The following is a 23,543-nucleotide window of genomic DNA, read 5'->3' as shown; positions in this document are numbered from 1 at the left end:
TGACGGATACGGCCGGCCTAGGCCGGTGTGTGATGCAGACCAAGATTCTCGTAGATCTCGAGCGTCGCGGTGGAGTTGTTCAGCGTGATGAAGTGCAGCCCGGGCACACCCTCGGCGAGCAGCCTCGCGCAGAACTCCGTCGCGAAGTCGATGCCAATGGAGCGTACAGCCGCCGGGTCGTCCTTGGCGGCGAGGATGCGCTCTTTCAGCTCGGCGGGGATCGAGGCGTTGCTCAGCTGGGGCAGCCGCTCCAGCATGCGCACGCTGGTCACCGGCATGACCTCGGGGATGATCGGGGTGTCGCAGGCCGCCGCGGCGACCTGGTCGCGCAGCCGCAGATAGGACTCCGGCCGGAAGAACATCTGCGTGATCGCGTAGTCCGCGCCCGCCCGGCACTTGTCCACGAAGTGGCGTATGTCGCTCTCCTCGCGGGTGGAGCGCGGGTGCATCTCCGGGAAGGCGGCGACGCCGACGCAGAAGTCCCCGGACTCCTTGATCAGTTCGACCAGTTCGGCGGCGTAGGTCAGCCCCTCGGGGTGCGCGACCCACTCGGCCGTCGGATCGCCCGGCGGGTCGCCGCGCACCGCGAGCATGTTGCGGATCCCGGCGTCGGCGTACTGCCCGATGATGTTGCGCAGCTGGGCCACGGAGTGGTCGACGGCGGTGAGGTGGGCGATGGGCGTCAGGGTGGTGTCGGCGACGATCTGCTCGGTCGCCTTCACCGTGCCGTCCCGGGTGGAGCCGCCCGCGCCGTAGGTCACCGAGACGAAGCTCGGGGCCACCGCCTCGACCCTGCGCAGCGCGTTCCACAGGTTCCGCTCGCCCTTCTCGGTCTTGGGCGCGTGGAATTCGAAGGAGTACGTGGTCGCCTGCGCGGCGAGCATCTCGCGCACCGTCCGCGCGCGATCAGTCCTGGTGGAAGCAGTGCCGAGGGCCATACCCGAAGGTTAGTCAGCGAACGGTGCTCCCCCAACCAGAGGGCCCGGATTCGACCGGTTTCGGCGCATCGCTGTCCACGTACCGGACACGGGGGTCACGGTGCGGTCCCCCCGCCGCGCCCGTTCGCGGGGCGGGCGGGGACGGTCTCCGAGGTGGGCGGCGCCGCCCTCAGACCTCGCGCAGCCGCCGGGCGAACTCCGCCGCCGCGGCGCCCGGGTCCGACGCCTCGGTGAGCGCGCGGACCACGACGACCCGGCGGGCCCCCGCGTCGAGCACCTGGTCCAGCGTGCCGAGGTCGATCCCGCCGATCGCGAACCAGGGGCGGGCGGTGCCCAGGCCCGCCGCGTACCGGACCAGGTCGAGGCCGGGGGCGTGCCGTCCGGGCTTGGTCGGGGTGGGCCAGCAGGGCCCGGTGCAGAAGTAGTCGGCGCCGGGCTGGGAGGCCGCCGCGGCGGCTTCGGGCCCGGCGTGGGTGGAGCGGCCGATGAGGGGCCGCTCGCCGAGGATCGCGCGGGCGGCCGGGACCGGCAGATCGCCCTGGCCGAGATGGAGGACGTCGGCTCCGGCGGCGTGCGCCACATCGGCGCGGTCGTTCACCGCGAGCAGCCTGCCGTGCCGGCGGCAGGCCTCGGCGAAGACGGCGAGGTGGTCCAGCTCCTCGGCGGCCTCCAGGCCCTTCTGCCGCAGCTGCACGATGTCGACGCCGCCCGCGAGGACGGCGTCCAGGAACTCGGGGAGATCGCCCTGCCGGGTGCGGGCGTCCACGCACAGGTACAGGCGGGCCGCCGCGAGCTGTTCGCGCGGCGTGGTCCTCGGCATGGAGCGGTGTCCCCCCGGGCTGCGGTGTCCGGACCCGGAAGCCGGGCCCGGACACCGGTGGTGGTGTCAGGTCAGACGGCGAGCGCCTGTGCCCGGCGCTTCACCTCGGTGCCCCGATTCTCGCTCAGGGCCTGCGCCGGGGTTCCCGGCAGGGTGTCGTCAGGGGTGAAGAGCCACTCCAGCATCTCCTCGTCGGTGAAGCCGTCGTCCCGCAGCAGCGTCAGGGTGCCGGTGAGGCCCTTGACGACCCTGTCGCCGTCGATGAAGGCGGCCGGGACGTGCAGTGCCCGGTTCTCACCACGGCGTACGGCGATCAGCTGGCCCTCCTTGACCAGCTGCCGTACGCGTGTCACCTCGACGCCGAGCTGCTCGGCGATGTCGGGGAGGGTGAGCCAGGCGGGGACGAGAGCATCGATCTTCGCGTCAATCTCAGTCACGAGGACAAGCGTGCCATCCGGGACCGACAGTCGGAAGCCGGGCCGCCCCGCGGCAGGTCGCGGGGGCGGCTTCCCGCAGCTCGGCCGGGGGCTCGGACGGCCGCGCCCCGGCACGTCGCCGCGACCGGTGACCGGGGTCCCGGGCCGTGCGGAGCACCCGCTCCCGGCCACCGCGCGCCGGGGTTCAGAGCAGGGCGGACCTGAGCGGTGCCGCCGGGTCCGCGAGGCGCTCGGGGTCGACGGTGGCGCCCGCCTCGATCATCTTGCGGCCCTGGGCGACATCGCGCGGGCGGCCGACGGCGAGCACCGCCACCAGCCGGTCGGCCTGGAGCCAGCACACCGACCAGGCGGCGCCGTCCGGCTCGCCCCGCCAGACCAGGGTGTCCGCGGCGCCGTGGTCCCCCGCGTACTGCACGAACCGGCCGAACTGCTCGGACCAGAAGTAGGGCACCGGGTCGTAGGCGGCCGGTTCCTCGCCGAGGAGGTTGGCGGCGAGGGTGCGCGGGCCCTGCAGGGCGTTGTCCCAGTGGTGGACCAGCATCCGGCGGCCGTAGCGGCGGGAGGGGAAGGAGGCGCAGTCGCCGACCGCCCAGACGCCGGGCGCGGAGGTGCGCAGGTGCTCGTCGGCGAGGACCGCGCCGTCCTCGCCGAGGGCGATGCCGCTGTCGCGCAGCCAGCGGGTGGCGGGCCGGGCGCCGATCCCGACGACCACGGCGTCCGCGGTGAGCCGGGTACCGTCCTGGAGGCGCACCGCGCCCTCCTCGACGGCGGCGACCCGCGCCGAGGTGCGCAGTTCGGCACCGGCGTCCGCGTACCAGGCGGCCATCGGGGCGGCCACCTCGCGCGGCAGCGCGCCCGCGAGCGGGACCTCGGCCGCCTCGACGACGGTCACCTCGCAGCCCGCCTCCCGGGCGGCGGTGGCGAACTCGGCGCCGATCCAGCCCGCGCCGACGACCACGATCCGGTGCTGCCGCTCCAGTACCGGGCGCAGGCGCTCCGCGTCGTCGAGGGTGCGCAGCAGGTGGACGCCCGCGATGCCGGAGGTGCCGGGCAGGCTGACCGGCTCGGCGCCGGTGGCGAGCACCAGGCGGTCGTAGACGAGCGGGCCCGACTCGGTGTCCAGGGTGCGTACTTCGGGCCGCAGGGCGGTGACCTCGCAGCCGAGCAGCAGCTCGATGCCGAGCGCCTCGAAGTCGACCTCGAAGGCGGAGCCCTCCGCCTTGCCGAGCAGGATCGCCTTGGACAGCGGCGGCCGGTCGTAGGGCTGGTGCGGTTCGGCGCCGAGCAGGGTGACGCGGCCGGGCCAGCCCTGTTCGCGCAGGGCGACGGCGGTCTGCACCCCGGCCATCCCGGCCCCGGCGATGACGACCCGCTCCGGCTGTCCCTGGTCCCGCCCCGGCTGCTCAGGCCGTGTCTGCTCGGTCATCCGCTCACTCTAGACACCCGGCACAGGGCCGGTAAGAGGAACGATCATCGCGTGACCGGCGCCACGCCGCCCTCCCCCGCGAGCTCCTCCACCACGCTGGTCCCGGCGCCCTGCCGCGACTCCCACTCCCAGCTCTCGGTCAGGCGCAGCCGCCCGTCGGGCAGTTCGCTCAGGCGCGAGACGCAGTGCCCGCTCGCCGTTTCCCCGTCCCGGGTGAGCTGCACATAGCGGAAGTCGAGGCGGTCGCCCGCCCGGGTGCCGACGAGCCGCCCGTGCACGATGTCGCCGCCCTCGTACTCGGCCCAGATCCGCCCGTCCTGCTCGTGGTACGTGAAGCGGGTGCCCGTACCCACCTGGCCCGGGGCCTGGTCGGCGAGCGGGGCGAAGCGGACGTGGTCGAGCGAGCGGGTCATCGGCGGCTCCCTTGCGCAGACGGGCCGGAGCCGGTCCGGGCGCGTGTCCGGACCCGGAGGGCTCCGCGTTAGGCTGACCAACGTAGAGCACTCGCGGGAGCCCGTCGCAGCGGGCTGAGAGGGAGGCTGAGCGGCCTCCGACCGTAGGAACCTGATCCGGGTCATGCCGGCGAAGGGAGGAGCTGAGCGATGGTGCGAGCACCGGCGGGCGGTCCCGCGGCGGACGTCCTGGTGATCGGCGGCGGGATCATCGGCCTGGTCACGGCCTGGCGGGCCGCCCAGCGCGGACTGCGGGTCGCGGTGGCCGACCCCGAACCGGGCGGCGGGGCGGCCCAGGTGGCGGCCGGAATGCTGGCGGCGGTCACCGAACTCCACTACGGCGAGCAGACCCTGCTCGGCCTCAACCTCGCCTCCGCGGCCCGCTATCCCGACTTCGCGCGGGAGCTGACCGAGGCCACCGGGCAGGATCTCGGCTACCGCGCCTCGGGCACCCTGGCCGTCGCCCTGGACGCCGACGACCGGGCCCATCTGCGCGAACTGCACGCCCTCCAGGAGCAGTCGGGCCTGTCCTCGCAGTGGCTCAGCGGCCGCGAGTGCCGCCGCCTGGAGCCGATGCTGGCGCCCGGGGTGCGCGGCGGGCTGCGCGTCGACGGGGACCACCAGGTCGACCCGCGCCGCCTGGCCGCCGCCCTGCTGCGGGCCTGCGGGGACGCCGGGGTGGCCTTCCACCGGCAGGGGGCGCGGCGGCTGACCGTCGTCCGCGAGCGGGCCACCGGACTCGTCCTCGACGACGGCACCGCGCTCGCCGCGGACCGGGTGGTGCTCGCCGCGGGCAGCCGCAGCGGCCGCCTGGACGGCGTGCCCGAGGAGGTGCGCCCGCCGGTGCGCCCGGTCAAGGGCCAGGTGCTGCGGCTGACGGTGCCCCGGGCGCGCGCGCCCTTCCTCAGCCGGACGGTGCGCGCCGTGGTCCGCGGCAGCCAGGTCTATCTGGTCCCGCGCGAGAGCGGCGAGCTGGTGGTGGGCGCCACCAGCGAGGAGCAGGGCTGGGACACCACGGTCACCGCGGGCGGGGTGTACGAACTGCTGCGGGACGCCCATGAGTTGGTGCCCGGGCTGACCGAACTGCCGCTCACCGAGACCCGCGCGGGACTGCGCCCCGCCTCCCCGGACAACGCCCCGCTGCTCGGCCCCACCGCACTGCCGGGGCTCCTGCTCGCCACCGGCCACCACCGCAACGGCGTCCTGCTCACCCCGGTCACCGGCGACGTCCTGGCGCATGCCCTTGTCACCGGTGAACTGCCGGAGGAGGCACGCGCGTTCAGCCCCCAGCGATTCCGCACGGCACTCACGGAGCAGCCCGTATGAACGAGCCCGCACACCCCGAGCCGACACACCCGGACCACCCGGACCACCCGGAACCGACCGTACATACCGACCGGACCGGCGACCTCACCCCGGCCGCGCTCCCCGGCGAGCCCGCGCCCGCACGCCCCGCCGGGCCCCCGCGTCTGAGCGTCACCGTCAACGGCGCCCGCCGGGACCTCGACCCGGCCACCAGCCTCGGCGGCCTCGTCGCCGCGCTGACCACGGCGCCCTCGGGGGTGGCCGCCGCGCTCAACGAGACGGTGGTGCCGCGCGGCGAGTGGGCGGCCACCTCGCTGCGCGAGGGCGACCGCGTTGAGGTGCTCACCGCCGTCCAGGGAGGCTGAGCATGAGCGAGAACGTCCTGACCCCCGCCGCCGAACCCGCCGACGCCCCCGGCTGCGAGGACCCGCTGCGGATCGGCTCCCTGAGCCTCGGCTCCCGGCTGATCATGGGCACCGGCGGCGCGCCCTCGCTCGATGTCCTCGAACGCTCGCTGACCGCCTCCGGCACCGAGTTGACCACGGTGGCGATGCGCCGGGTCAGCGCCGAGGCGCACGGCTCGGTGCTCTCCGTGCTCGCCCGGCTCGGCATCCGCGTACTGCCGAACACCGCGGGCTGCTACACGGCGGGCGAGGCCGTGCTGACCGCCCGGCTCGCCCGGGAGGCGCTCGGCACCGACCTGGTCAAGCTGGAGGTCATCGCCGACGAGCGGACCCTGCTCCCGGACCCGGTGGAGACCCTGGACGCCGCCGAGGCGCTGGTCGACGACGGCTTCACCGTCCTCCCCTACACCAACGACGACCCGGTGCTCGCCCGCCGCCTGGAGGAGGCGGGCTGCGCCGCGATCATGCCGCTCGGCTCCCCCATCGGCTCCGGGCTCGGCATCCGCAATCCGCACAACTTCCAGCTGATCGTGGAGCAGGCCCGGGTGCCGGTGATCCTCGACGCGGGCGCCGGTACGGCCTCGGACGCGGCGCAGGCGATGGAGCTGGGCTGCGCCGGGGTGATGCTCGCCTCGGCGGTGACCCGGGCCCGGGAGCCGGTGCTGATGGCGGAGGCGATGCGGCACGCGGTGCGCGCCGGGCGCCTCGCCCACCGGGCCGGGCGGATCCCGCGCCGCCACTTCGCCGAAGCCTCCTCCCCGGCCGAGGGCCTGGCCCGGCTCGACCCGGAGCGCCCGGCCTTCTGAGCGCCGCCGGGCAGGCCCCGGACGGGCCCCGGGGGCTGTCACAGCTCGGCTGCAGTACGGTCCCGGGCTCCCGGTGGCAGCGCCGGGCGTCAGTGGCTCCTCGTACACTCACCTGCGTGGACACGACCCTTCAGGACCCTCTCGTCGGGCAGGTGCTCGACGGCCGCTACCGCGTGGACGCGCGCATCGCGACGGGCGGGATGGCCACGGTGTACCGGGCCGTGGACACCCGGCTCGACCGGGTGCTCGCGCTCAAGGTGATGCATCCCTCGCTCGCCGCCGACGCCGCCTTCGTGGAGCGCTTCATCCGCGAGGCCAAGTCGGTCGCCCGGCTCGCGCACCCCAATGTGGTGGCGGTCTTCGACCAGGGCGCGGACGGCGCCCATGTCTATCTCGCGATGGAGTACGTGGCCGGGTGCACCCTGCGCGACGTCCTCCGGGAGCGCGGCGCGCTGACCCCGCGGGCCGCCCTGGACATCCTGGAGCCGGTGCTCGCGGCCCTCGGCGCGGCGCACCGGGCGGGCTTCGTGCACCGGGACATGAAGCCGGAGAACGTCCTCATCGGGGACGACGGCCGGGTCAAGGTCGCCGACTTCGGCCTGGTGCGCGCGGTCGACACGGTGACCACCTCCACCGACACCGTGCTCGGCACCGTCTCCTACCTCGCCCCCGAGCAGATCGACAGCGGCACGGCCGAACCCCGCGTGGACGTCTACGCCTGCGGGGTGCTGCTCTACGAGATGCTGACCGGCGCCAAACCGCACGGCGGCGACACCCCGGCCCAGGTCCTCTACCGGCACCTCAACGAGGACATGCCGCTGCCCTCGGCCGCCGTGCCGGGGCTCGCGCCCGGGCTCGACCGGCTGGTCACCGGCGCCACCGAGCGCGATCCGGCGGCCCGGCCGCAGGACGCGCGGGAGTTGCTCGCCCAGGTGCGGGAGGTGCGTTCCGCCCTCGGCGCCGCGCAGTTGGACGCCCGGCCGCCGCAGGCGCACGGCGAGCGGCACGACGGCGCCGAGGACCGCACCAGCGTGATCCCCCGGGCCGCCGGAAGCACCGGACCGCGGCCGGACCCGGCCGCCGAGGACCGCCTGAACCGGACCAGCCGGCTGCGCCTGCCGCCGCCTCCACCCGGGGCCCCGGCCCACGCGGCGGCCGATCCCCGCAGGCGCCGGGTGTTCCTGCTGGTGGCGGCCGCCGTGGCGCTCGCGGTGACCCTGGTCGCGGGCTTCTGGTACATCAACTCCGGGCAGTTCACGGAGGTCCCGCCGCTGCTCACCAAGACCCAGGCGCAGGCCGAGGACCGGCTCTCGGACGCCGGGCTCGACGTCGGCGACATCCGGCGGGAGTACAGCGACACCGACAAGCGGGGCACCGTGATGGCGACCCGTCCCGCCCCCGGCGAGCGCATCCGCGGCAACGCCGAGGTGGGCCTGACCATCTCGCTCGGCCCGAAGAACGTGAAGGTCCCCGACCTCACCGGTATGACCCTCGGCGAGGCCAAGGAGCGGCTGAAGCGGGTGAACCTCGCCCCGGGCATGGTCACCCGCGCCTTCGACGAGGACGTGGCCCAGGGCCGGGTCCTCGCCACCGAGCCGGAGCGGGGCGCCACCCGCCGCGCGGGCTCGGCGATCGCGCTGACGGTCAGCCGGGGCGCCCCCGTCGAGGTGCCCGATGTCACCGGGGAGTCCGTGGCGGACGCCAAGGAGGAGCTGGCCGAGGAGGGCCTCAAGGTCGAGATCGCCCCGAACCGCGTCAACTCCGCCTTCGACAAGGGCCATATCGCCGACCAGAACCCGCCCTCCGGCAAGGAGGCGGCCACCGGGGACACCATCACCCTGACCGTCTCCAAGGGCCCGGTGATGGTGCGGGTGCCGGACGTCGAGGGCATGAAGGTCGGCGCCGCCCGGGAGAAGCTCTCCGGCCTCGGCTTCGTGGTCCATGTCGACCGCGGCATCCTCGGCATCTTCAAGGACAAGGTCAGCGACCAGTCGGTGGACCCGGGTGAACAGGCCCCGAAGGGCAGCGAGATCACCATCGAGGTGGACTGAGGGGTCCGGGCCGGAGCGGCCGCGGGGCTGCTCCCGCGCGGGCCGGTCGTACGGGAGGGCGGTCGCGCCGCCCTCCCGGCCCGGAAGGTGCCCGTACGGAGGCCGGTCGTCCACGGAAGCCGGTCGTACGAGGCGCTGCGGTACCGACGGCGGTTACCGCCCGCCGAGCCGCCCGTGCCACCCTGGACGCCGTGACCTCACCTCTTCCCAGCCGCCCGGTCGGCGGACACGTCCCCGTGGCGGGCGGGCTCGCCAAGCGGGGCCTCGGCTACGCGCGCGAGATCGGCGCCGAGACCGTGCAGGTCTTCGTCGCCAACCCGCGGGGGTGGGCGACGCCGCCGGGCGACCCGCGGCAGGACGCCCTCTTCCGGGAGACCTGCGCCGAGCAGCGGATCCCCGCCTATGTCCACGCGCCCTATCTGATCAACTTCGGCTCCGCGACCGCGGAGACGGCGGAGCGCTCCGTCGCCTCCCTGCGGCACTCGCTGCGCCGGGGCCGGGCGATCGGCGCCCGCGGGGTGGTCGTGCACACCGGCTCGGCGACCGGCGGCCGGGACCGGGCCACCGCGCTGCGCCAGGTACGCGAGCGGCTGCTGCCGCTGCTCGACGAGCTGGACCACGAGGACGACCCGTACCTCCTGATCGAGTCGACCGCGGGGCAGGGCGCCTCGCTCTGCTCCCGCGCCGAGGACTTCGGCCCGTACTTCGCGGCGCTGGACGCCCACCCGAAGCTCGGGGTCTGCCTGGACACCTGCCACTTCTTCGCGGCGGGCCACGACCTCACGAGCGCGCAGGGCGTACGGGACTCACTGGACGCGCTGCTCGCCGTGACCGGTGAGGACCGGCTGAAGCTGATCCACGCCAATGACTCCAAGGACGTGGTCGGCGCCCACAAGGACCGGCACGAGAACATCGGGCGCGGCCACATCGGCGAGGACGGCTTCCGCGCCCTGCTCGCCCACCCCGCGACCGCGCGGGTCCCGCTGATCATCGAGACGCCGGGCGGCACCCCGGGCCACGCCGCCGACGTGGAACTCCTGAAGAAGCTCCGCGAGGGCTGAGCGGGCGGGCGCGCTCCCTACAACTCCGGCCCGTCGCCCGGCTCTTCCTGGTAGGAGTAGCGCTGCTCCCGCCAGGGGTCGCCGAGGTTGTGGTAGCCGCGCTCCTCCCAGAAGCCGCGGCGGTCGGCGGTCATGTACTCGATGCCGCGGACCCACTTGGGGCCCTTCCAGGCATAGAGGTGCGGCACGATCAGGCGCAGCGGGAAACCGTGCTCCGCGGTGAGCAGTTCGCCGTCCTTGTGGGTGGCGAAGACGGTCCGCGCGGAGGCGAAGTCCGCGAGCCGCAGATTGGCGCTGTAGCCGTACTCGGCCCAGACCATCACATGGCTCACCTCGGGCGCGGGCGGCGCGAGGTCGTACAGCGTCCGCGCGAGCACCCCGCCCCATTCGGCGCCGAGCATGCTGAACTTCGTGACGCAGTGCAGATCCGCCTCGACGGTCGCGTACGGCAGGGCGGTGAACTCCTCGTGCGTCCAGCGGTACTTCTCGCCGCTCTTCGTCGCGCCGAAGACGCCGAACTCCCAGCGTTCCGGGCGGAACTTGGGGACGGGGCCGTAGTGGGTGACCGGCCAGCCGCGCTGGAGCCGCTGTCCCGGCGGGAGCTCCGGCTGCCCTGCCTGCCGAGATTCGCCCTGCGCCGGATGCCCCATGCCTTCCATCCTGACAGACCTGCCGGGGTCGCCGTGACCAGGTCTGTGGCGATTCGGGCAACTCAGACTAAGCCTGCACTTACTGGACGGCCCTCCCGCGCCGGTGCGAGGATGCCGCCACATCCGCCGAGCCATGGGAGAAGGAGCCTCACCGATGCAGGGCGACCCCGAGGTCATCGAGTTCCTCAACGAGCAGCTGACCGCCGAGCTGACCGCGATCAACCAGTATTTCCTGCACGCCAAGATGCAGGAGAACTTCGGCTGGACGAAGCTCGCCAAGTACACGCGGGCCGAATCCTTCGACGAGATGAAGCACGCGGAGATCCTGACCGACCGCATCCTCTTCCTCGAGGGCCTGCCCAACTACCAGCGGCTCTTCCACGTCCGGGTCGGCCAGACGGTCACCGAGATGTTCCAGGCCGACCGCGAGGTCGAGGTGGAGGCGATCGACCGGCTGCGCCGCGGCATCGAGGTCATGCGCACCAAGGGCGACATCACCTCGGCCAACATCTTCGAGGACATCCTCAAGGACGAGGAACACCACATCGACTACCTCGACACCCAGCTCGAACTGATCGAGAAGCTCGGCGAGGCCCTCTACATCGCCCAGCTGATCGAGCAGCCGGACAGCTGAGGGATCGTTTCGGGGACTGCTCCCGGCGGATCGGAAGCGAAGGCCTCGGGGCGGCCGCGGCGGCTCAGGCGGCCTCGTCCAGGGCCTCGGCGAGCGCGGGCTCGGCGGCCAGGACGGCGGCGGTGTTCCTCCGCTCCCGCATCTCGCCGCGCGGCTGGGCCTCCCGGCCGAGGAGCGCCTGGATGCGGCGTACGCAGGAGCCGCAGTCGGTGCCGGCCTTGCAGGCGGAGGCGATCTGGCGGGGAGTGCAGGCGCCGTCCTGTGCGTGCTGCTTCACCTGCGCTTCGGTCACTCCGAAGCAGTTGCAGACGAACACGCGGCTCACCTCCCCGGGATCCCACGGGAACCCTCGGACCAATGGATACGCCGTCCCGACAGGCCCGGCTTATCGGTGAGGCTAACCTAACCTTACCCACTGGTCCAGCGCAGCGAACAGTCCTCCCGACGCCGATGGGGCGCGGATCACAGATCCGCGCCCCATCCGTCTGCCGTCGGCGGGAACCGGCGAGCGCCGGCCCCGCACCGCCCTCAGTGGTCCCGGTACATCTCCGCGACCAGGAAGGCCAGGTCCAGCGACTGGCGCCGGTTCAGGCGCGGGTCGCAGGCCGTCTCGTACCGCTGGTGGAGGTCGTCGACGAAGATCTCGTCGCCGCCGCCCACGCACTCGGTGACGTCGTCGCCGGTCAGCTCGACATGGATGCCGCCCGGGTGGGTGCCCAGCTCCTTGTGGACCTGGAAGAAGCCCTTGACCTCGTCGAGCACGTCGTCGAAGCGGCGGGTCTTGTGGCCGGAGGCCGCCTCGAAGGTGTTGCCGTGCATCGGGTCGGTCACCCAGGCGACGACCGCGCCGGAGGCGGTGACCTTCTCCACCAGCTCGGGCAGCCGGTCGCGCACCTTGTCGGCGCCCATCCGCACGATGAAGGTCAGCCGCCCGGGCTCGCGGTCCGGGTCGAGGCGCTCGACGTACTGCAGCGCCTCCTCGGTGGTGGTGTTCGGGCCGAGCTTGATGCCGATCGGGTTGCGGACCTTGGAGGCGAACTCGATGTGCGCCCCGTCCAGCTGGCGGGTCCGCTCGCCGATCCAGACCATGTGGCCGGAGACGTCGTAGAGCTGCCCGGTGCGGGAGTCGACGCGGGTGAGGGCGGATTCGTAGTCGAGCAGCAGAGCCTCGTGGGAGGCGTAGAACTCGACCGTCTTGAACTCCTCGGGCTCCGCGCCGCAGGCCCGCATGAAGTTGAGCGCCTGGTCGATCTCCCGGGCCAGCTGCTCGTACCGCTGGCCGGAGGGCGAGGACTTCACGAAGTCCTGGTTCCAGGCGTGCACCTGGCGCAGGTCGGCGTATCCGCCGGTGGTGAAGGCGCGCACCAGGTTCAGCGTGGAGGCCGAGGCGTGGTACATCCGCTTGAGGCGCTCGGGGTCGGGGACCCGCGCCTGTTCGGTGAAGTCGAAGCCGTTGACCGAGTCGCCCCGGTAGGTGGGCAGGGTGACCCCGTCCCGGGTCTCGGTCGACTTGGAGCGCGGCTTCGAGTACTGGCCCGCGATCCGGCCGACCTTCACGACCGGCACCGAGGCGGCGTACGTCAGCACGGCGCCCATCTGCAGCAGCGTCTTCAGCTTGTTGCGGATGTGGTCCGCCGAGACGGCGTTGAAGGCCTCGGCGCAGTCGCCGCCCTGGAGCAGGAACGCCTCGCCCCTGGCGACGGCTCCCAACCGGGCGCGCAGCTGGTCGCACTCGCCCGCGAAGACGAGCGGCGGATACGATTCGAGGTCCGCGACGACATCGCGCAGAGCCTCGGCATCGGGGTACTCGGGCTGCTGCGCCGCGGGCAGGTCACGCCAGGTGTTGCCACCGGTTGCGGTGGTCTTAGCATTCACGGTCACCTCCCCCACATTACGGGGTCGCGGGCCCCGGTCCGGCCGCTGCTCACCTGTTGAGAAACGCGGCGGACATCTCGCCTCCGCCGGCGCCCGCCGCGGCCCGCCGCCGCCCGCGCTCCGCCGCCCCGGGAGCGGAGCGGGCCGTCCCGCGGTGTTCGCGGCGCGGCACGGTCCGGGCCAGGACGGGGTGGGCGCGCGAGATCGGCCCGGAGGCGAGCCGTCCGGCGAGGCTCTCGACCCGGGCGACCGTGGTGAGGCTCACACGGCGTGCCTCGCGGTCCACGTACAGCGAGGCGCGCGCGGACAGGCCCCGGCGGTCGACCACCGGCCCGCCCCGCGCCCGTCGGGTAAGGTGCCGCCCATGTTCGCGCACTCGACCCGCTCCTGGTGGTGGACCGCTCATCCGGCGGCCCGCTGACTGCGCGTACCCAGCGAACGAAGGCCGCCCGAGGGGCGGCCTTCGGTGTTTCCCGGGCCGTTCCCTCTCCCCGTGCGCAGGCCGCGCACCGAACGGAAGAGACGACCGTGGAACCCTCCCGCACCCCCTTCGCCCTGTCCGGGCTCGCCGTGGGCGGCGAGCCCTTCGCGCTGCTGCACCGGCGCACCCCGGGCCGCCCCGCCGACACCGTGGAGGTGCTGCGCGGCCCGGTGCACGAGGCGGAGCGCCTGGCCGAGCTGCCGGTGGGCGCGCTGCCCACGCTGGCCCTGGTCCCCTTCCGCCAGCTCCGCGAACGCGGCTTCGCGGTGCGCGACGACGGCACCCCGCTGGCCGTGCTCACCGCCGAGGAGTACACGCACCTGCCGCTCGACGAGGCGCTGCGGCAGCTGCCCGGGCACCAAGTGCGCCTGGAGGGCGGGGAGTTCGACGTACCGGACGAGGAGTACGCGCGCCTGGTCGAGGAGGTCCTGGAGCGGGAGATCGGCAGCGGCGAGGGCGCCGACTTCGTCATCCGGCGCACCTTCCGGGGACAGATCCCCGGCTTCGGCCCGGCCGACGCGCTCGCCCTCTTCCGGCGGCTCCTGGCGGGCGAGCGCGGCGCGTACTGGACGTATGTGGTGTACACCGGCGCCCGGCACGGCGGGCGGACCCTGGTCGGCGCCAGCCCCGAGGTGCATGTGCGGATGTCCGGCGGCACCGTCACCATGAACCCGATCAGCGGCACCTACCGCTATCCGGCGGACGGCCCGAGCGCCGAGGGCCTGCTCGCCTTCCTCGCGGACGGCAAGGAGCGGGAGGAGCTGTCGATGGTGGTCGACGAGGAGCTGAAGATGATGTGCGCGGTCGGCGACCGCGGCGGCGTGGTGATCGGCCCCCGGCTCAAGGAGATGGCCCATCTCGCGCACACCGAGTACGAGTTGCGCGGGCGCAGCACGCTGGATGTGCGCGAGGTGCTGCGCGAGACGATGTTCGCGGCCACCGTCACCGGCTCCCCCGTGCAGAACGCCTGCCGGGTGATCGAGCGCTACGAACCGCTGGACGCCGACGGCATCGGACGCGGCTACTACGCGGGCGCGCTCGCCCTGCTCGGCCGGGACGCGGGCGGCGCCCAGACCCTGGACTCCCCCATCCTGATCCGCACCGCCGACATCGACGCCGCGGGCCGGGTGCGGGTACCGGTCGGCGCCACCCTGGTACGGGGCTCCGATCCGCTGGGCGAGGTGGCCGAGACCCGGGCCAAGGCGGCCGGGGTGCTCGCCGCCCTCGGGGTGGGCCCGCGCCGGGCGGCCGGGCACCGCGCCCCCGCGCTCGCCGGGGACCCGCGGGTGCGGGCCGCCCTGGACGCCCGCCGGGAGCACCTCGCGCCGTTCTGGCTGCGGATGCAGGAGCCCGGCACCGCGCTCGGCGGCCACGCCCTGGTCGTCGACGCCGAGGACACCTTCACCGCGATGCTCGCCCACCTGCTGCGCTCCTCGGGCCTGGAGGTCACCGTGCGCCGCTACGACGAGCCGGGGCTGCGCGAGGCGGCGCTCGCCCACCCGGGGCCGCTGGTGCTCGGCCCGGGTCCCGGCGACCCCGCCGACCCGCGGGATCCGAGGATGCGCTTCCTGCGGGCGCTGACCGCCGAGGCGCTGGCGGAGCACCGGGGGCACGGGGTGCTCGGGGTCTGCCTCGGCCACGAGCTGATCGCGGCGGAACTCGGCCTGGACCTGGTCCGCAAGGAGGTGCCGCACCAGGGCGCGCAGACCGCGATCGGCCTCTTCGGGCGGCGGCGGACCGTCGGCTTCTACAACAGCTTCACCGCCCGCTGCGACGAGGCCTGCGCGGCGGAGCTGGCCGCGCACGGCGTCGAGGTGAGCCGCGAGCCGGGCAGCGGCGAGGTGCACGCGCTGCGCGGCCCGGGCTTCGCCTCCGTGCAGTTCCATCCCGAGTCGGTGCTCACCCTGGAAGGACCGCTCCTGGTACGGGAGTTGCTCGCCGGTCTCGGCAGTCAGCCGAAGAAGACCCCGGCCTCGGCGTAGCGGGCCGGGTCGACGGTCTTCAGGGTGGCGACCGCCTCCGCGAGGGGGACCCGCACGATGTCGGTGCCGCGCAGGGCGACCATCTTCCCGAAGTCGCCCTCGCGCACCGCGTCCACCGCGTGCAGCCCGAAGCGGGTGGCCAGCCAGCGGTCGAAGGCGCTCGGGGTGCCGCCGCGCTGGACGTGCCCGAGGACCGTGGTGCGGGCCTCGTGCCCGGTGCGCCGCTCGATCTCGTGCGCCAGCCAGTCGCCGACCCCGGAGAGCCGCACATGCCCGAAGGAGTCCCGCGAGGAGTCCTTGAGGACCACCTCGCCGTCCCGGGGCACCGCGCCCTCGGCGGTGACCACGATCGGCGCGTAGGAGGCCTCGAAGCGGGAGGTCACCCAGGCGCAGACCTGGTCGACGTCGAAGGGCTGCTCGGGGACGAGGATGACGTTGGCGCCGCCCGCGAGGCCCGAGTGCAGGGCGATCCAGCCCGCGTGGCGGCCCATCACCTCGACCACCAGGACCCGCATATGGGACTCGGCGGTGGTGTGCAGCCGGTCGATGGCCTCGGTGGCGATCTGCACCGCGGTGTCGAAGCCGAAGGTGTAGTCGGTGGCGGAGAGGTCGTTGTCGATGGTCTTGGGCACGCCGACGCACGGGATGCCGTACTCCTCGTGCAGCCGGGCCGCGACGCCGAGGGTGTCCTCGCCGCCGATCGCGATCAGCGGGCCCACCTCGTTCTTCGCGAGGGTCTCCTTGATCCGCCGGACGCCGTCGGGCTCCTTGAGGGGGTTGGTGCGCGAGGAGCCGAGGATGGTGCCGCCGCGCGGCAGGATGCCCCGCACCGCGGGGATGTCCAGCTTCACGGTGCGTCCGTCGAGGGTGCCCCGCCAGCCGTCGCGGAACCCCGTGAACTCGTAGCCGTGGCTCTGCACGCCCTTGCGGACGACGGCCCGGATGACGGCGTTGAGGCCGGGGCAGTCGCCGCCCCCGGTGAGCACTCCGATGCGTGTGACCGACATGGCCCACGTCCTTTCGCCCTGGTGGTCTCCCTGGTTGCGCCTGCGCGGTACCGGTCCTGACCGGTCCTGCCGCCTCTCTGTTCCTCGGTACGGGTCCTGCGGTTCCCCGGCACGGGTCCTGACCGCCTGCCGGTGCCCGCCAAGCTATGCGGCCTGGCGTCCGGCGGCCCGGACCGCCGCGTCTGTCTTCTTCCCCGTCCTGGGCCCGGTAGCGACACTCCGGGCGGGACCGCTCTCACCCGTTCGGGTCAGCCCCGCGCGCCGCCGCCACCGTCGCCCGTACCCCCGGGACAAGGGCGTGACCGGCGCAAACGCACCGTGACCGGGGTGCCGCGGGCCGAATCCCGATTCGCTGGGAACCCCGAGGGGGCGCGCAATAGGAGTTGTGCGCGCCTCTCCTGCCGGCGCGTGCGGAAGGAGAGAGACGCCATGAATGCACCTCTGGGTGACAGCCCTCAGGATCTGGCCGGCCTGAACGTCGTCGACGCGGACGGCGGCAAGGTCGGATCTGTCCAGCAGGTCTACCGGGACGACGCCACCAATGCCCCGGAGTGGATCACCGTGCGCACCGGCCTGTTCGGGATGAAGGAGACCTTCGTGCCGCTGGCGGGCGCCCGCCGCGCGGACGACGCCCTCCAGGTCCCGTACACCAAGGACCAGATCAAGGACGCGCCGCGGATGGACGCCGACGGGCACCTCGACCCCGCCGAGGAGGAGGAGCTCTATGCCCACTACGGGCTGACCAGGCGCGGCAACGCGGGCATGGGCCGCGGGGAGAGCGCCGCCGCGGCCGGTGGCGCCGCGGGCGCGGCCGGTACGGCGGCCGCGGCGGGCGGTGGCCGGCACGCCCGCCATGAGGAGACCACGACGGAGAAGCCGATGGCCGGTATGGGCACCGGTCAGCGCGACATGGCCATGTCGCGTGGCGCCCAGGACCCCTCCCGCGAGAGCCGCACGCAGAGCGAGCAGGTGCCGGACATCGTCCTCAACGAGGAACGGGTCAACATCGGCACCGAGGAGCACGAGAGCGGCCGCGCGCACCTGCGCAAGACCGTGGTCACCGAGAACGTCAGCCGCACCGTGCCGATCAGCCACGAGGAGGTGCGGATGACGCGCGAGAAGATCAGCGACGAGGACCGCGCCCGGATGGGCCGCGGCGAATCGCAGATCGGTGAGGCGGGCAAGGACTACGAGATCGTGCTGCACGAGGAGCGCGCCGTCGTCAGCAAGGAGACGGTGCCGGTGGAGCGCGTGCACCTGGAGACCCGGCGGGTGACCGAGCAGCAGGAGGTCAACGCCGAGGTCCGCAAGGAGCAGTTGGAGTTCGACGACGGCACCGGCGAGCGCAAGGGCCGTCGCAAGGGCGCACCCGGGCCGGACAGTGGCGCCGGGCCCGGTCGGTGAGCCGGGGGCCCGAGGCCCGTTGACGGAGCGCGACGTCTGCCCGCGGGGATTCCGCGGGCGGACGTCGCGCTCGTCTGCGGGTGCGCGGGCGGGGGCGGGGCGCGGTGCGCGGGCGCGGTAGCGGGCGGCCGGGTAGGCGGTCGCCGGGCCCTCAGTCCGTGACCAAGCCCTACTCAGTCCGCGTCCCGGCCAGACTCAGCCCGCGTCCGAGCCCTGCTCAATCCGTGTCGAGACCCTGCTCGATCGCGTACCGCACGAGTTCCACCCGGTTGTGCAGCTGGAGCTTGCCGAGGGTGTTCTGGACGTGGTTCTGCACGGTGCGGTGCGAGATCACCAGGCGTTCGGCGATCTGCTTGTAGCCGAGGCCCTTGGCGACCAGGCGCAGCACCTCCGTCTCGCGCTCGGTCAGCCGGGGCGCGGCGGGCTCGTCCGGGGCGGCGGGCGCGGGCTCGGCGGCCAGCCTGCGGTACTCGCCGAGGACGAGACCGGCGAGCCCGGGGGTGAAGACGGGATCGCCCACCGCCGTCCTGCGCACCGCGTCCACCAGTTCCTCGGTGGAGGCCGACTTCAGCAGATAGCCGGTGGCGCCGGACTTCACCGCCTCCAGTACGTCCGCGTGCTCCCCGCTGGCGGACAGCACCAGGACCCGCAGCCGGGGGTCCGCGCCGACCACCTCGCGGCAGACCTGGGCCCCGGGCTTGGCGGGCAGGTTGAGGTCGAGGACGAGCACCTCGGGCCGCGCGGCACGGGCCCGGCGGACCGCCTGCTCCCCGTCGCCCGCGGTGGCGACCACCTCGAAACCGGCCTCCCCGAGGTCCCGGGCGACGGCGTCCCGCCACATCGGGTGGTCGTCCACCACCATCACCCGCACCGGCCCCCGGCCGCCCGCCTGCCCCTCGGCGGCCCCGGCCGCCTCCTGCTCGCTCATCTGCGTCCCTTCCCCCGGTCCGCGCGCGGGACCCGTAGTTCCACTTCCGTGCCCTGGCCGGGTACGGAGACCAGTTCGGCGGTGCCGCCGAGGTCCCGCAGCCGCCCCTTGATCGACTGCGCCACACCGAGGCGCCCCTCGCCCTCCGCCTGGGCGAGGCGGCCCTCCGGGATGCCGGGTCCGTCGTCGCGGACGGTGACGAGCACCGCCTCGTCCTCGTCCTCGACCAGGATCCAGGCGCGGGCCTCCTCGCCCGCGTGCCGCCGCACGTTGTCCAGGGCGGCGCCGACGGCGGCGGCGAGTTCCCGGGCGGCGGCCGGGGGCAGCGGCACCGGGGCGCCGGGCTCCGAGAGGGTCACCCGGGCGCCCGCGTGCGGGGCGAGCAGCGGGCGCAGGTCGCACGGCTGCCCGGGGTCCGCGTCCCGGCCGGGCTCGTCCGGCTCCTCGACCAGGCGGACCAGGGCGCCCTCGGCCGCGTCCTCGCTGACCCGGGAGGCGGGCACCAGGCCGCCCGCGACCAGGGAGCGCAGCGCCACCTCCTGCTCACCGGCCAGCCGGCCGAGCTCCGCGGCCTCGCCGCCGAGCGCGTTGCCGCGCCGCTGCACCATCGCGAGGACCTGGAGCACGCCGTCGTGGATGTCCCGGGCGAGGCGCTCCCGCTCCCGGGTGGCGGCCTCGATCTCCAGCGCCCTGGCGAGGGTGCGCTCGGAGGCGCGGGCCACCTCGACCACGTAGCCGATGGCGATCGCCGCCACGAAGACGAGCAGGACGTTGTGCAGGGTGTCCTGTTTGAGGGCGCCGCGCTGGATCACGTTGGCGACGCCGACCAGGGCCGCGGCGCCCGCGGCCCAGCGCCAGCCGCCCTTGAGCGCGAAGGCGAGGACGGCGCCCGCGGTCCAGATCGAGGGCAGGGTGGGCCCGCCCTCGACGATGCGGTCGTGGGCGACGGCGAGCGGGGTCAGCAGGATGCCGGTGAGCGCGACGGCGAGGTCGCAGAGGAGGAAGCGGCCGGTGCAGGCGGCCGCGCCGGAGACCTTGCGCAGGGTGGCGAAGGTCCACAGGGCGAGCACCGCGTAGTAGGCGACGGCGACGCCGGGCCGGATGTACCGGTCGTAGTCGGCGACGAAGAGGCCGACGGCGTACGCCATGGTGAGCGGCCGGTAGAAGGTCAGGGCACGCCACAGCGGCAGCTCGACCGACATCCGCATGACCCTCTCGCGCCGCGCCATCCGCTCTCCCCGCTTCTCCCCCGTGGCCCGCCGGGCTCAGGAACCGCCCTTGCGCGCCTTGGCCTCCTCGGCGAGGCGGCGCTTCGCGGCGGTCGCGTACATGTCCACGTACTCCTGGCCGGAGAGCTTCATGATCTCGTACATCACCTCGTCGGTCACCGCGCGCAGGACGAAGCGGTCCTGCTCCATGCCCTGGTAGCGGCTGAAGTCGAGGGGCCTGCCGATCCGGATGCCCGGACGCATCAGCTTGGGGACGACCTTGCCCGGGGGCTGGATCTTCTCCGTGTCGATCATCGCGACCGGGATCACCGGCACCCCGGCGGCCAGCGCGAGGCGGGCGAGGCCGCCGGTCTTGCCGCGGTAGAGGCGGCCGTCGGGCGAGCGGGTGCCCTCCGGGTAGATCCCGAACAGCTCCCCGCGCTCCAGTACGTCGAGTCCGCTCTGGATCGCCGCCTGGCCCGCGCCGCGCGCCCCGGAGCGGTCCACCGGCAGCTGGCCCGCGCCCTTGAAGAAGGCGGCCGTCATCCGGCCCTTGAGCCCGGGGGTGGTGAAGTACTCGGCCTTCGCGATGAAGGTGACCTTGCGGTCGAGCACCGCGGGCAGGAAGAAGGAGTCGGAGAAGGAGAGGTGGTTGCTGGCGAGGATCGCCGGGCCCGTCTCGGGGATGTGCTCCAGGCCCTCGGCCCAGGGGCGGAAGGCAAGCTTCAGCGGACCTCCGACGGTGAACTTCATCGCGCCGTACATCAACGTCCGCTGCCTCCTGGTGTGTGGTCGCACCGACATTACTGACATTCGCTCCACCGTGTCGCGCGGGGTCCTCCCGGCCCGCCCCGCAGCGGCTCCGGGCCGCCCGCGGCCGCCGGGGGCTCTGCGGATCTGGTCGGGTGTCGGTCCGCTCGCGTACGGTGAAGTACGCCGTGTCCACGGGACCCGCCGCCGGGCGCGAAAGCCGTGCCTCAGCAAGTGCCTTCCGACAGCCGTACGCCCCGACCGCCCGCTCCCGACACTCCCGTACGCCCTGATCCCGCAGTCGACGATCACCTACACGAAGTGGAGAGCCGCCGTGCCGGTGCTTCCTGGAGCCGAGCCCTACCGCCACGACGGCGGCGAGACCGGAGTGCTGGTCTGCCACGGATTCACCGGGACCCCGCAGTCGATGCGCCCCTGGGCCGAGTATCTCGCGGCCCAGGGACTGACCGTCTCGCTGCCGCTGCTGCCCGGGCACGGCACCCGCTGGGAGGACATGGCGGTCACCGGCTGGCAGGACTGGTACGCCGAGGTGGACCGGGAGCTGACGGCCCTCACCGAGCGCTGTGCGCGGGTCTTCGTCTGCGGGCTCTCCATGGGCGGCGCGCTGGCGCTGCGGCTCGCCGCGCTGCACGGCGAGGCGGTCAGCGGCGTCGCGGTGGTCAACCCGCTGAACCGCATCCACGGGCTCGCCGCGCACGGGCTGCCGGTGCTGCGGCATCTGGTGCCCACCACCAAGGGCCTGGTCGGCGACATCGTCAAGCCGGGCGCCACCGAGGTCGGCTACGACCGGGTCCCGCTGCACGCCGCGTACTCCCTGCGCCGTTTCACCCAGCGCCTGGACGGGGAACTCCCGCAGGTGACCCAGCCGTTGCTGCTGATGCACAGCACCGTCGACCACGTGGTGTCACCCGCCGACTCGGCGCGCATCCTCAGCCGGGTCTCCTCCACCGATGTCACCGAGATCCTGCTGGAACACAGCTACCACGTGGCGACGTTGGACCATGACGCGGACCGGATCTTCGAGGAGAGCTACGCCTTCTTCGCCCGGCTCGCTCCCAGTCTCGGCAAGGAAGGGACGGCCACCGGTGGCTGAGCACGAGGCGGACCGCGGCGAGGGACGCGAGCCCGAGGACGGCGCGGAGCAGGCGGCGCCCGCCCCGGACGCGGTGCCCGCCTTCGACGAGGACGCCGTCTGGGCGCAGATCGTCGCGGGCTACGGGGAGGAGCCGCCGGACCCGCCGGGCGCCAAGCCCTTCCGTTCGGTGGAGGACCTGGCCCTGCTCGAACCCCCGGGCGGCGAGGACGAGGACGGCGGCACCCGGACCGCGCCCCGGACCGCCGAGGGCGGCGAGCCGGGCGGCGCCGCGGAGGGCACCGGCGCGGCCGACGCCCCGGAGAAGCCGGACAAGTTCAGCAAGCCGCCGGGCGGCCAGGGCGCGGCGGACCGCCCGCTCGGCAGCTCGGTCGTCTTCCCCCCGGCCGCGGGCCCGCGCGACCACAGCCCCCCGGAGCCCGGCGGGAAGGAACTCGACGACGACGAGGGCCACTTCGTCCCGCCGGAGCCGCCGCCGCTGCCGGACGCCGACCCCACCGCCAAGTTCGCCTGGCTGGGCGCGCTCGGCGGACCGCTGCTGCTCCTGCTCGCGGTGCTGCTCGGCTGGGAGATGACCTGGTGGCTCACGGCCCTGTCCGTCGGCGGCTTCCTCGGCGGCATCGCCACCCTGGTCGTCCGCATGAAGGACGGCGACGAGGACGACGAGGACCCGGGGCGCGGGGCGGTCGTCTGAGCCGGGCGGTCGTCTGAGCTCGGCGGTCATCTGAGCCGGACGGTCGCGTCATCCGGGCGGTCCCGTGAACCGGGCGGTCGATCCGGGCGGTCGCATGGACCGGACGGTCGCGTGAACCGGGCGGTCGTCTGAGCCGGACAGTCGCGTCATCCGGACAGTCGCGTCATCCGGGCGGCCGCGTGAACCGGGCGGCCGATCCGGGCGGCGCGTGATCCGGGTGGTCGTCCGATCCGTGCGGCGCGCGAACCGAGCGGTCCCTCCGCGATCCGGGCGGCGTGTGAACCGAGCGCGGTCCTCCGCCCCGGCCGGTCGCGGGCCTCAGATGCGCGTCCAGCGCCCGCCGCCCGGCCGCTCCGCCGGGATGCGGAGCGCCGCGAGCACCGGCAGGTGGTCCGTCGCGGCGCGCAGATCCGCCTCGCTCACGCCGGGGTGCCCGAGCGGTACCCCGCAGCCGAGCACCTCGACGCCCTCGTTGACGAAGAGCGCGTCGATACGGCGCCGGGGCGCCTCGGCGGAGAAGGTGTGCTCCCCGCCCCAGGGCCGCTCCGCCCGGCAGTCGCGCAGCGCGGAGGCGAGCAGAGCGAAAGTCCGGCCGTCGGGGCGGTCGTTGAGGTCACCGCCCGCGAGCAGGTGCGGGGCGCCGAGGCGGTCCAGCTGGGCGAGCAGCCTGCCGCCCTGGCGGTACCGCTCCTCCTCGTCCAGGGAGAGATGGCAGCTCAGTACGCCGAGGCGGGCGCCGCCGAAGCGCACCACCGCGGTGGCGAAGCCGCGCCGGTGCAGCCCCGGGGTGAGTTCGAGGAGGACGTCCTCGGTGCGTTCGACGGTCGCGCGCAGCGAGCAGAGCAGCGCGGGCCCGGCCGCGGGACCGCCGCCGCCGAGGATCACCAGATCGGTGGCGGCGGCGAGCCGGGCCAGCTTCTTGCGCCAGCGGAAGAAGCGCGGCGACTCCTGGAGCAGGACCAGGTCCGGGGCGCAGGCCCGGATGACCCGGGTGAGCGCCTCGAAGTCGTCGTAGAGCGAACGGACGTTGTAGCTGAGCACCCGGACGACGGCCGAACCGTCCTTCTCGGTACGGGAGTCGGGCAGCGTACTGGTCGGCATGCCGATCAAGATAAC

The 23,543-nt window shown here is 74.0% G+C and carries 25 protein-coding genes and 1 riboswitch; of the genes, 11 read left to right on the top strand and 14 right to left on the bottom strand.

The genetic code is table 11. The features are described from left to right. Positions 1-17 precede the first annotated feature (17 nt). The 5 genes from metF to MID12_RS25850 form a co-directional block, all read right to left on the bottom strand. Positions 18-938: a methylenetetrahydrofolate reductase [NAD(P)H] gene (gene metF, locus MID12_RS25870; protein WP_263171010.1), complete on the bottom strand. Its 921-nt coding sequence runs from the start codon at positions 936-938 to the stop codon at positions 18-20. A gap of 169 nt (positions 939-1,107) precedes the next feature. Continuing rightward, positions 1,108-1,758 (bottom strand): thiamine phosphate synthase, encoded by a 651-nt coding sequence (thiE, locus tag MID12_RS25865; RefSeq protein ID WP_263171009.1) that lies wholly within the window; start codon positions 1,756-1,758, stop codon positions 1,108-1,110. A 71-nt stretch (positions 1,759-1,829) separates the two neighbouring features. After that, a complete protein-coding gene (locus MID12_RS25860; RefSeq protein WP_040254356.1) occupies positions 1,830-2,195 on the bottom strand; it encodes an Rv2175c family DNA-binding protein in 366 nt (121 codons plus the stop codon). A 184-nt stretch (positions 2,196-2,379) separates the two neighbouring features. Continuing rightward, positions 2,380-3,621 carry an NAD(P)/FAD-dependent oxidoreductase gene (locus MID12_RS25855; RefSeq protein WP_040254354.1) on the bottom strand — a complete coding sequence of 414 codons (1,242 nt, stop codon included), beginning with the start codon at positions 3,619-3,621 and terminating at the stop codon, positions 2,380-2,382. 44 nt (positions 3,622-3,665) lie between these two features. After that, positions 3,666-4,034, bottom strand: a complete 369-nt coding sequence (locus tag MID12_RS25850) for a hypothetical protein (RefSeq protein WP_263171005.1) — start codon at positions 4,032-4,034, stop codon at positions 3,666-3,668. A gap of 83 nt (positions 4,035-4,117) precedes the next feature. Then, positions 4,118-4,229, top strand: a riboswitch (TPP riboswitch). Between MID12_RS25850 and thiO the strand changes: the two genes are divergently transcribed. The 5 genes from thiO (at position 4,224) to MID12_RS25825 (ending at position 9,700) form a co-directional block, all read left to right on the top strand. Continuing rightward, positions 4,224-5,399, top strand: a complete 1,176-nt coding sequence (gene thiO / locus MID12_RS25845; RefSeq protein WP_263171004.1) for a glycine oxidase ThiO — start codon at positions 4,224-4,226, stop codon at positions 5,397-5,399. (Overlaps the previous riboswitch by 6 nt.) A gap of 143 nt (positions 5,400-5,542) precedes the next feature. Continuing rightward, entirely contained in the window at positions 5,543-5,743 is a 201-nt protein-coding gene (gene thiS, locus MID12_RS25840; RefSeq protein WP_263173464.1) for a sulfur carrier protein ThiS, read from the top strand. 2 nt (positions 5,744-5,745) lie between these two features. Then, positions 5,746-6,588 carry a thiazole synthase gene (locus tag MID12_RS25835; RefSeq protein WP_263171003.1) on the top strand — a complete coding sequence of 281 codons (843 nt, stop codon included), beginning with the start codon at positions 5,746-5,748 and terminating at the stop codon, positions 6,586-6,588. Between the two features lie 116 nt (positions 6,589-6,704). Beyond that, entirely contained in the window at positions 6,705-8,639 is a 1,935-nt protein-coding gene (gene pknB / locus MID12_RS25830; RefSeq protein WP_263171001.1) for a Stk1 family PASTA domain-containing Ser/Thr kinase, read from the top strand. A 182-nt stretch (positions 8,640-8,821) separates the two neighbouring features. After that, on the top strand, positions 8,822-9,700 hold the full coding sequence (locus MID12_RS25825) for a deoxyribonuclease IV (RefSeq protein WP_263173462.1): 879 nt from the start codon (positions 8,822-8,824) through the stop codon (positions 9,698-9,700). A 17-nt stretch (positions 9,701-9,717) separates the two neighbouring features. Here MID12_RS25825 and MID12_RS25820 read toward each other — a convergent pair whose 3' ends face one another. Next, positions 9,718-10,350 (bottom strand): sulfite oxidase-like oxidoreductase, encoded by a 633-nt coding sequence (locus MID12_RS25820; protein WP_040254344.1) that lies wholly within the window; start codon positions 10,348-10,350, stop codon positions 9,718-9,720. Positions 10,351-10,504: 154 nt separating this feature from the next. On the opposite strand from MID12_RS25820, the gene bfr reads away from it, so the two are divergent. After that, a complete protein-coding gene (bfr, locus tag MID12_RS25815) occupies positions 10,505-10,984 on the top strand; it encodes a bacterioferritin (RefSeq protein WP_040254342.1) in 480 nt (159 codons plus the stop codon). A 64-nt stretch (positions 10,985-11,048) separates the two neighbouring features. Here the strand turns inward: bfr and MID12_RS25810 are convergent, their stop codons facing one another. From MID12_RS25810 to MID12_RS25800, 3 genes are all read right to left on the bottom strand, one after another. After that, positions 11,049-11,309 (bottom strand): bacterioferritin-associated ferredoxin, encoded by a 261-nt coding sequence (locus MID12_RS25810; protein ID WP_040254340.1) that lies wholly within the window; start codon positions 11,307-11,309, stop codon positions 11,049-11,051. Between the two features lie 203 nt (positions 11,310-11,512). Continuing rightward, positions 11,513-12,865, bottom strand: coding sequence for a class II 3-deoxy-7-phosphoheptulonate synthase (locus MID12_RS25805; RefSeq protein WP_040254338.1), 1,353 nt, complete (start codon positions 12,863-12,865; stop codon positions 11,513-11,515). Positions 12,866-12,908: 43 nt separating this feature from the next. After that, complete coding sequence (locus MID12_RS25800) at positions 12,909-13,187, bottom strand: hypothetical protein (protein WP_263170999.1); 279 nt, start codon at positions 13,185-13,187, stop codon at positions 12,909-12,911. Positions 13,188-13,223: 36 nt separating this feature from the next. On the opposite strand from MID12_RS25800, the gene MID12_RS32505 reads away from it, so the two are divergent. After that, the gene (locus MID12_RS32505; RefSeq protein ID WP_359709449.1) at positions 13,224-13,280 is read left to right on the top strand and encodes a trp operon leader peptide; all 57 of its coding nucleotides are present in this window, start codon (positions 13,224-13,226) and stop codon (positions 13,278-13,280) included. Between the two features lie 107 nt (positions 13,281-13,387). Continuing rightward, positions 13,388-15,322, top strand: coding sequence for a chorismate-binding protein (locus tag MID12_RS25795; protein ID WP_263170998.1), 1,935 nt, complete (start codon positions 13,388-13,390; stop codon positions 15,320-15,322). Here the strand turns inward: MID12_RS25795 and MID12_RS25790 are convergent. Then, on the bottom strand, positions 15,292-16,329 hold the full coding sequence (locus tag MID12_RS25790) for a 6-phosphofructokinase (RefSeq protein WP_040254333.1): 1,038 nt from the start codon (positions 16,327-16,329) through the stop codon (positions 15,292-15,294). The genes MID12_RS25795 and MID12_RS25790 overlap by 31 nt on opposite strands. A 429-nt stretch (positions 16,330-16,758) precedes the next feature. Here MID12_RS25790 and MID12_RS25785 point away from each other — a divergent pair, with 429 nt between their 5' ends. Next, complete coding sequence (locus MID12_RS25785; RefSeq protein WP_040254331.1) at positions 16,759-17,733, top strand: PRC and DUF2382 domain-containing protein; 975 nt, start codon at positions 16,759-16,761, stop codon at positions 17,731-17,733. A 217-nt stretch (positions 17,734-17,950) separates the two neighbouring features. On the opposite strand, the gene MID12_RS25780 is transcribed toward MID12_RS25785, so the two are convergent. Genes MID12_RS25780 through MID12_RS25770 form a run of 3 tightly spaced genes read right to left on the bottom strand, consistent with a single transcriptional unit; the run spans position 17,951 to position 20,634 of the window. Beyond that, a complete protein-coding gene (locus MID12_RS25780) occupies positions 17,951-18,661 on the bottom strand; it encodes a response regulator (protein WP_052482631.1) in 711 nt (236 codons plus the stop codon). After that, positions 18,658-19,890, bottom strand: a complete 1,233-nt coding sequence (macS, locus tag MID12_RS25775; RefSeq protein ID WP_040254329.1) for a MacS family sensor histidine kinase — start codon at positions 19,888-19,890, stop codon at positions 18,658-18,660. Before macS ends, MID12_RS25780 begins: the two co-directional genes overlap by 4 nt. 36 nt (positions 19,891-19,926) lie before the next feature. Further along, positions 19,927-20,634: a lysophospholipid acyltransferase family protein gene (locus MID12_RS25770; protein ID WP_052482629.1), complete on the bottom strand. Its 708-nt coding sequence runs from the start codon at positions 20,632-20,634 to the stop codon at positions 19,927-19,929. A gap of 319 nt (positions 20,635-20,953) precedes the next feature. Here MID12_RS25770 and MID12_RS25765 point away from each other — a divergent pair, with 319 nt between their 5' ends. Both MID12_RS25765 and MID12_RS25760 read left to right on the top strand, forming a co-directional pair. Continuing rightward, a complete protein-coding gene (locus tag MID12_RS25765; protein ID WP_040254327.1) occupies positions 20,954-21,733 on the top strand; it encodes an alpha/beta hydrolase in 780 nt (259 codons plus the stop codon). Beyond that, entirely contained in the window at positions 21,726-22,427 is a 702-nt protein-coding gene (locus tag MID12_RS25760) for a hypothetical protein (RefSeq protein ID WP_040254325.1), read from the top strand. The genes MID12_RS25765 and MID12_RS25760 overlap by 8 nt, the downstream gene beginning before the upstream one ends. A gap of 318 nt (positions 22,428-22,745) precedes the next feature. Here the strand turns inward: MID12_RS25760 and MID12_RS25755 are convergent, their stop codons facing one another. Further along, positions 22,746-23,528 (bottom strand): endonuclease/exonuclease/phosphatase family protein, encoded by a 783-nt coding sequence (locus MID12_RS25755; protein WP_052482628.1) that lies wholly within the window; start codon positions 23,526-23,528, stop codon positions 22,746-22,748. Positions 23,529-23,543: the final 15 nt, after the last annotated feature.

The sequence above is a fragment of the Streptomyces sp. SCSIO ZS0520 genome (assembly GCF_025643355.1).
Classification (GTDB): Bacteria; Actinomycetota; Actinomycetes; order Streptomycetales; family Streptomycetaceae; genus Streptomyces; species Streptomyces physcomitrii.
Note: the sequence above shows the minus strand (reverse complement) of the source record. Positions and strands in the feature narration are given on the sequence as shown.

Bases quoted from the DNA above. Each gene is read 5' to 3' on its own strand.
- bfr (WP_040254342.1), top strand. From the start codon at position 10,505: ATGCAGGGCGACCCCGAGGTCATCGAGTTCCTCAACGAGCAGCTGACC.
- MID12_RS25850 (WP_263171005.1), bottom strand. From the start codon at position 4,034: ATGACCCGCTCGCTCGACCACGTCCGCTTCGCCCCGCTCGCCGACCAG.
- MID12_RS25790 (WP_040254333.1), bottom strand. From the start codon at position 16,329: ATGTCGGTCACACGCATCGGAGTGCTCACCGGGGGCGGCGACTGCCCC.
- thiO (WP_263171004.1), top strand. From the start codon at position 4,224: ATGGTGCGAGCACCGGCGGGCGGTCCCGCGGCGGACGTCCTGGTGATC.
- MID12_RS25820 (WP_040254344.1), bottom strand. From the start codon at position 10,350: ATGGGGCATCCGGCGCAGGGCGAATCTCGGCAGGCAGGGCAGCCGGAG.
- MID12_RS25780 (WP_052482631.1), bottom strand. From the start codon at position 18,661: ATGAGCGAGCAGGAGGCGGCCGGGGCCGCCGAGGGGCAGGCGGGCGGC.
- MID12_RS25785 (WP_040254331.1), top strand. From the start codon at position 16,759: ATGAATGCACCTCTGGGTGACAGCCCTCAGGATCTGGCCGGCCTGAAC.
- MID12_RS25835 (WP_263171003.1), top strand. From the start codon at position 5,746: ATGAGCGAGAACGTCCTGACCCCCGCCGCCGAACCCGCCGACGCCCCC.
- macS (WP_040254329.1), bottom strand. From the start codon at position 19,890: ATGGCGCGGCGCGAGAGGGTCATGCGGATGTCGGTCGAGCTGCCGCTG.
- metF (WP_263171010.1), bottom strand. From the start codon at position 938: ATGGCCCTCGGCACTGCTTCCACCAGGACTGATCGCGCGCGGACGGTG.
- MID12_RS25770 (WP_052482629.1), bottom strand. From the start codon at position 20,634: ATGTACGGCGCGATGAAGTTCACCGTCGGAGGTCCGCTGAAGCTTGCC.
- MID12_RS25855 (WP_040254354.1), bottom strand. From the start codon at position 3,621: ATGACCGAGCAGACACGGCCTGAGCAGCCGGGGCGGGACCAGGGACAG.
- thiE (WP_263171009.1), bottom strand. From the start codon at position 1,758: ATGCCGAGGACCACGCCGCGCGAACAGCTCGCGGCGGCCCGCCTGTAC.
- MID12_RS25755 (WP_052482628.1), bottom strand. From the start codon at position 23,528: ATGCCGACCAGTACGCTGCCCGACTCCCGTACCGAGAAGGACGGTTCG.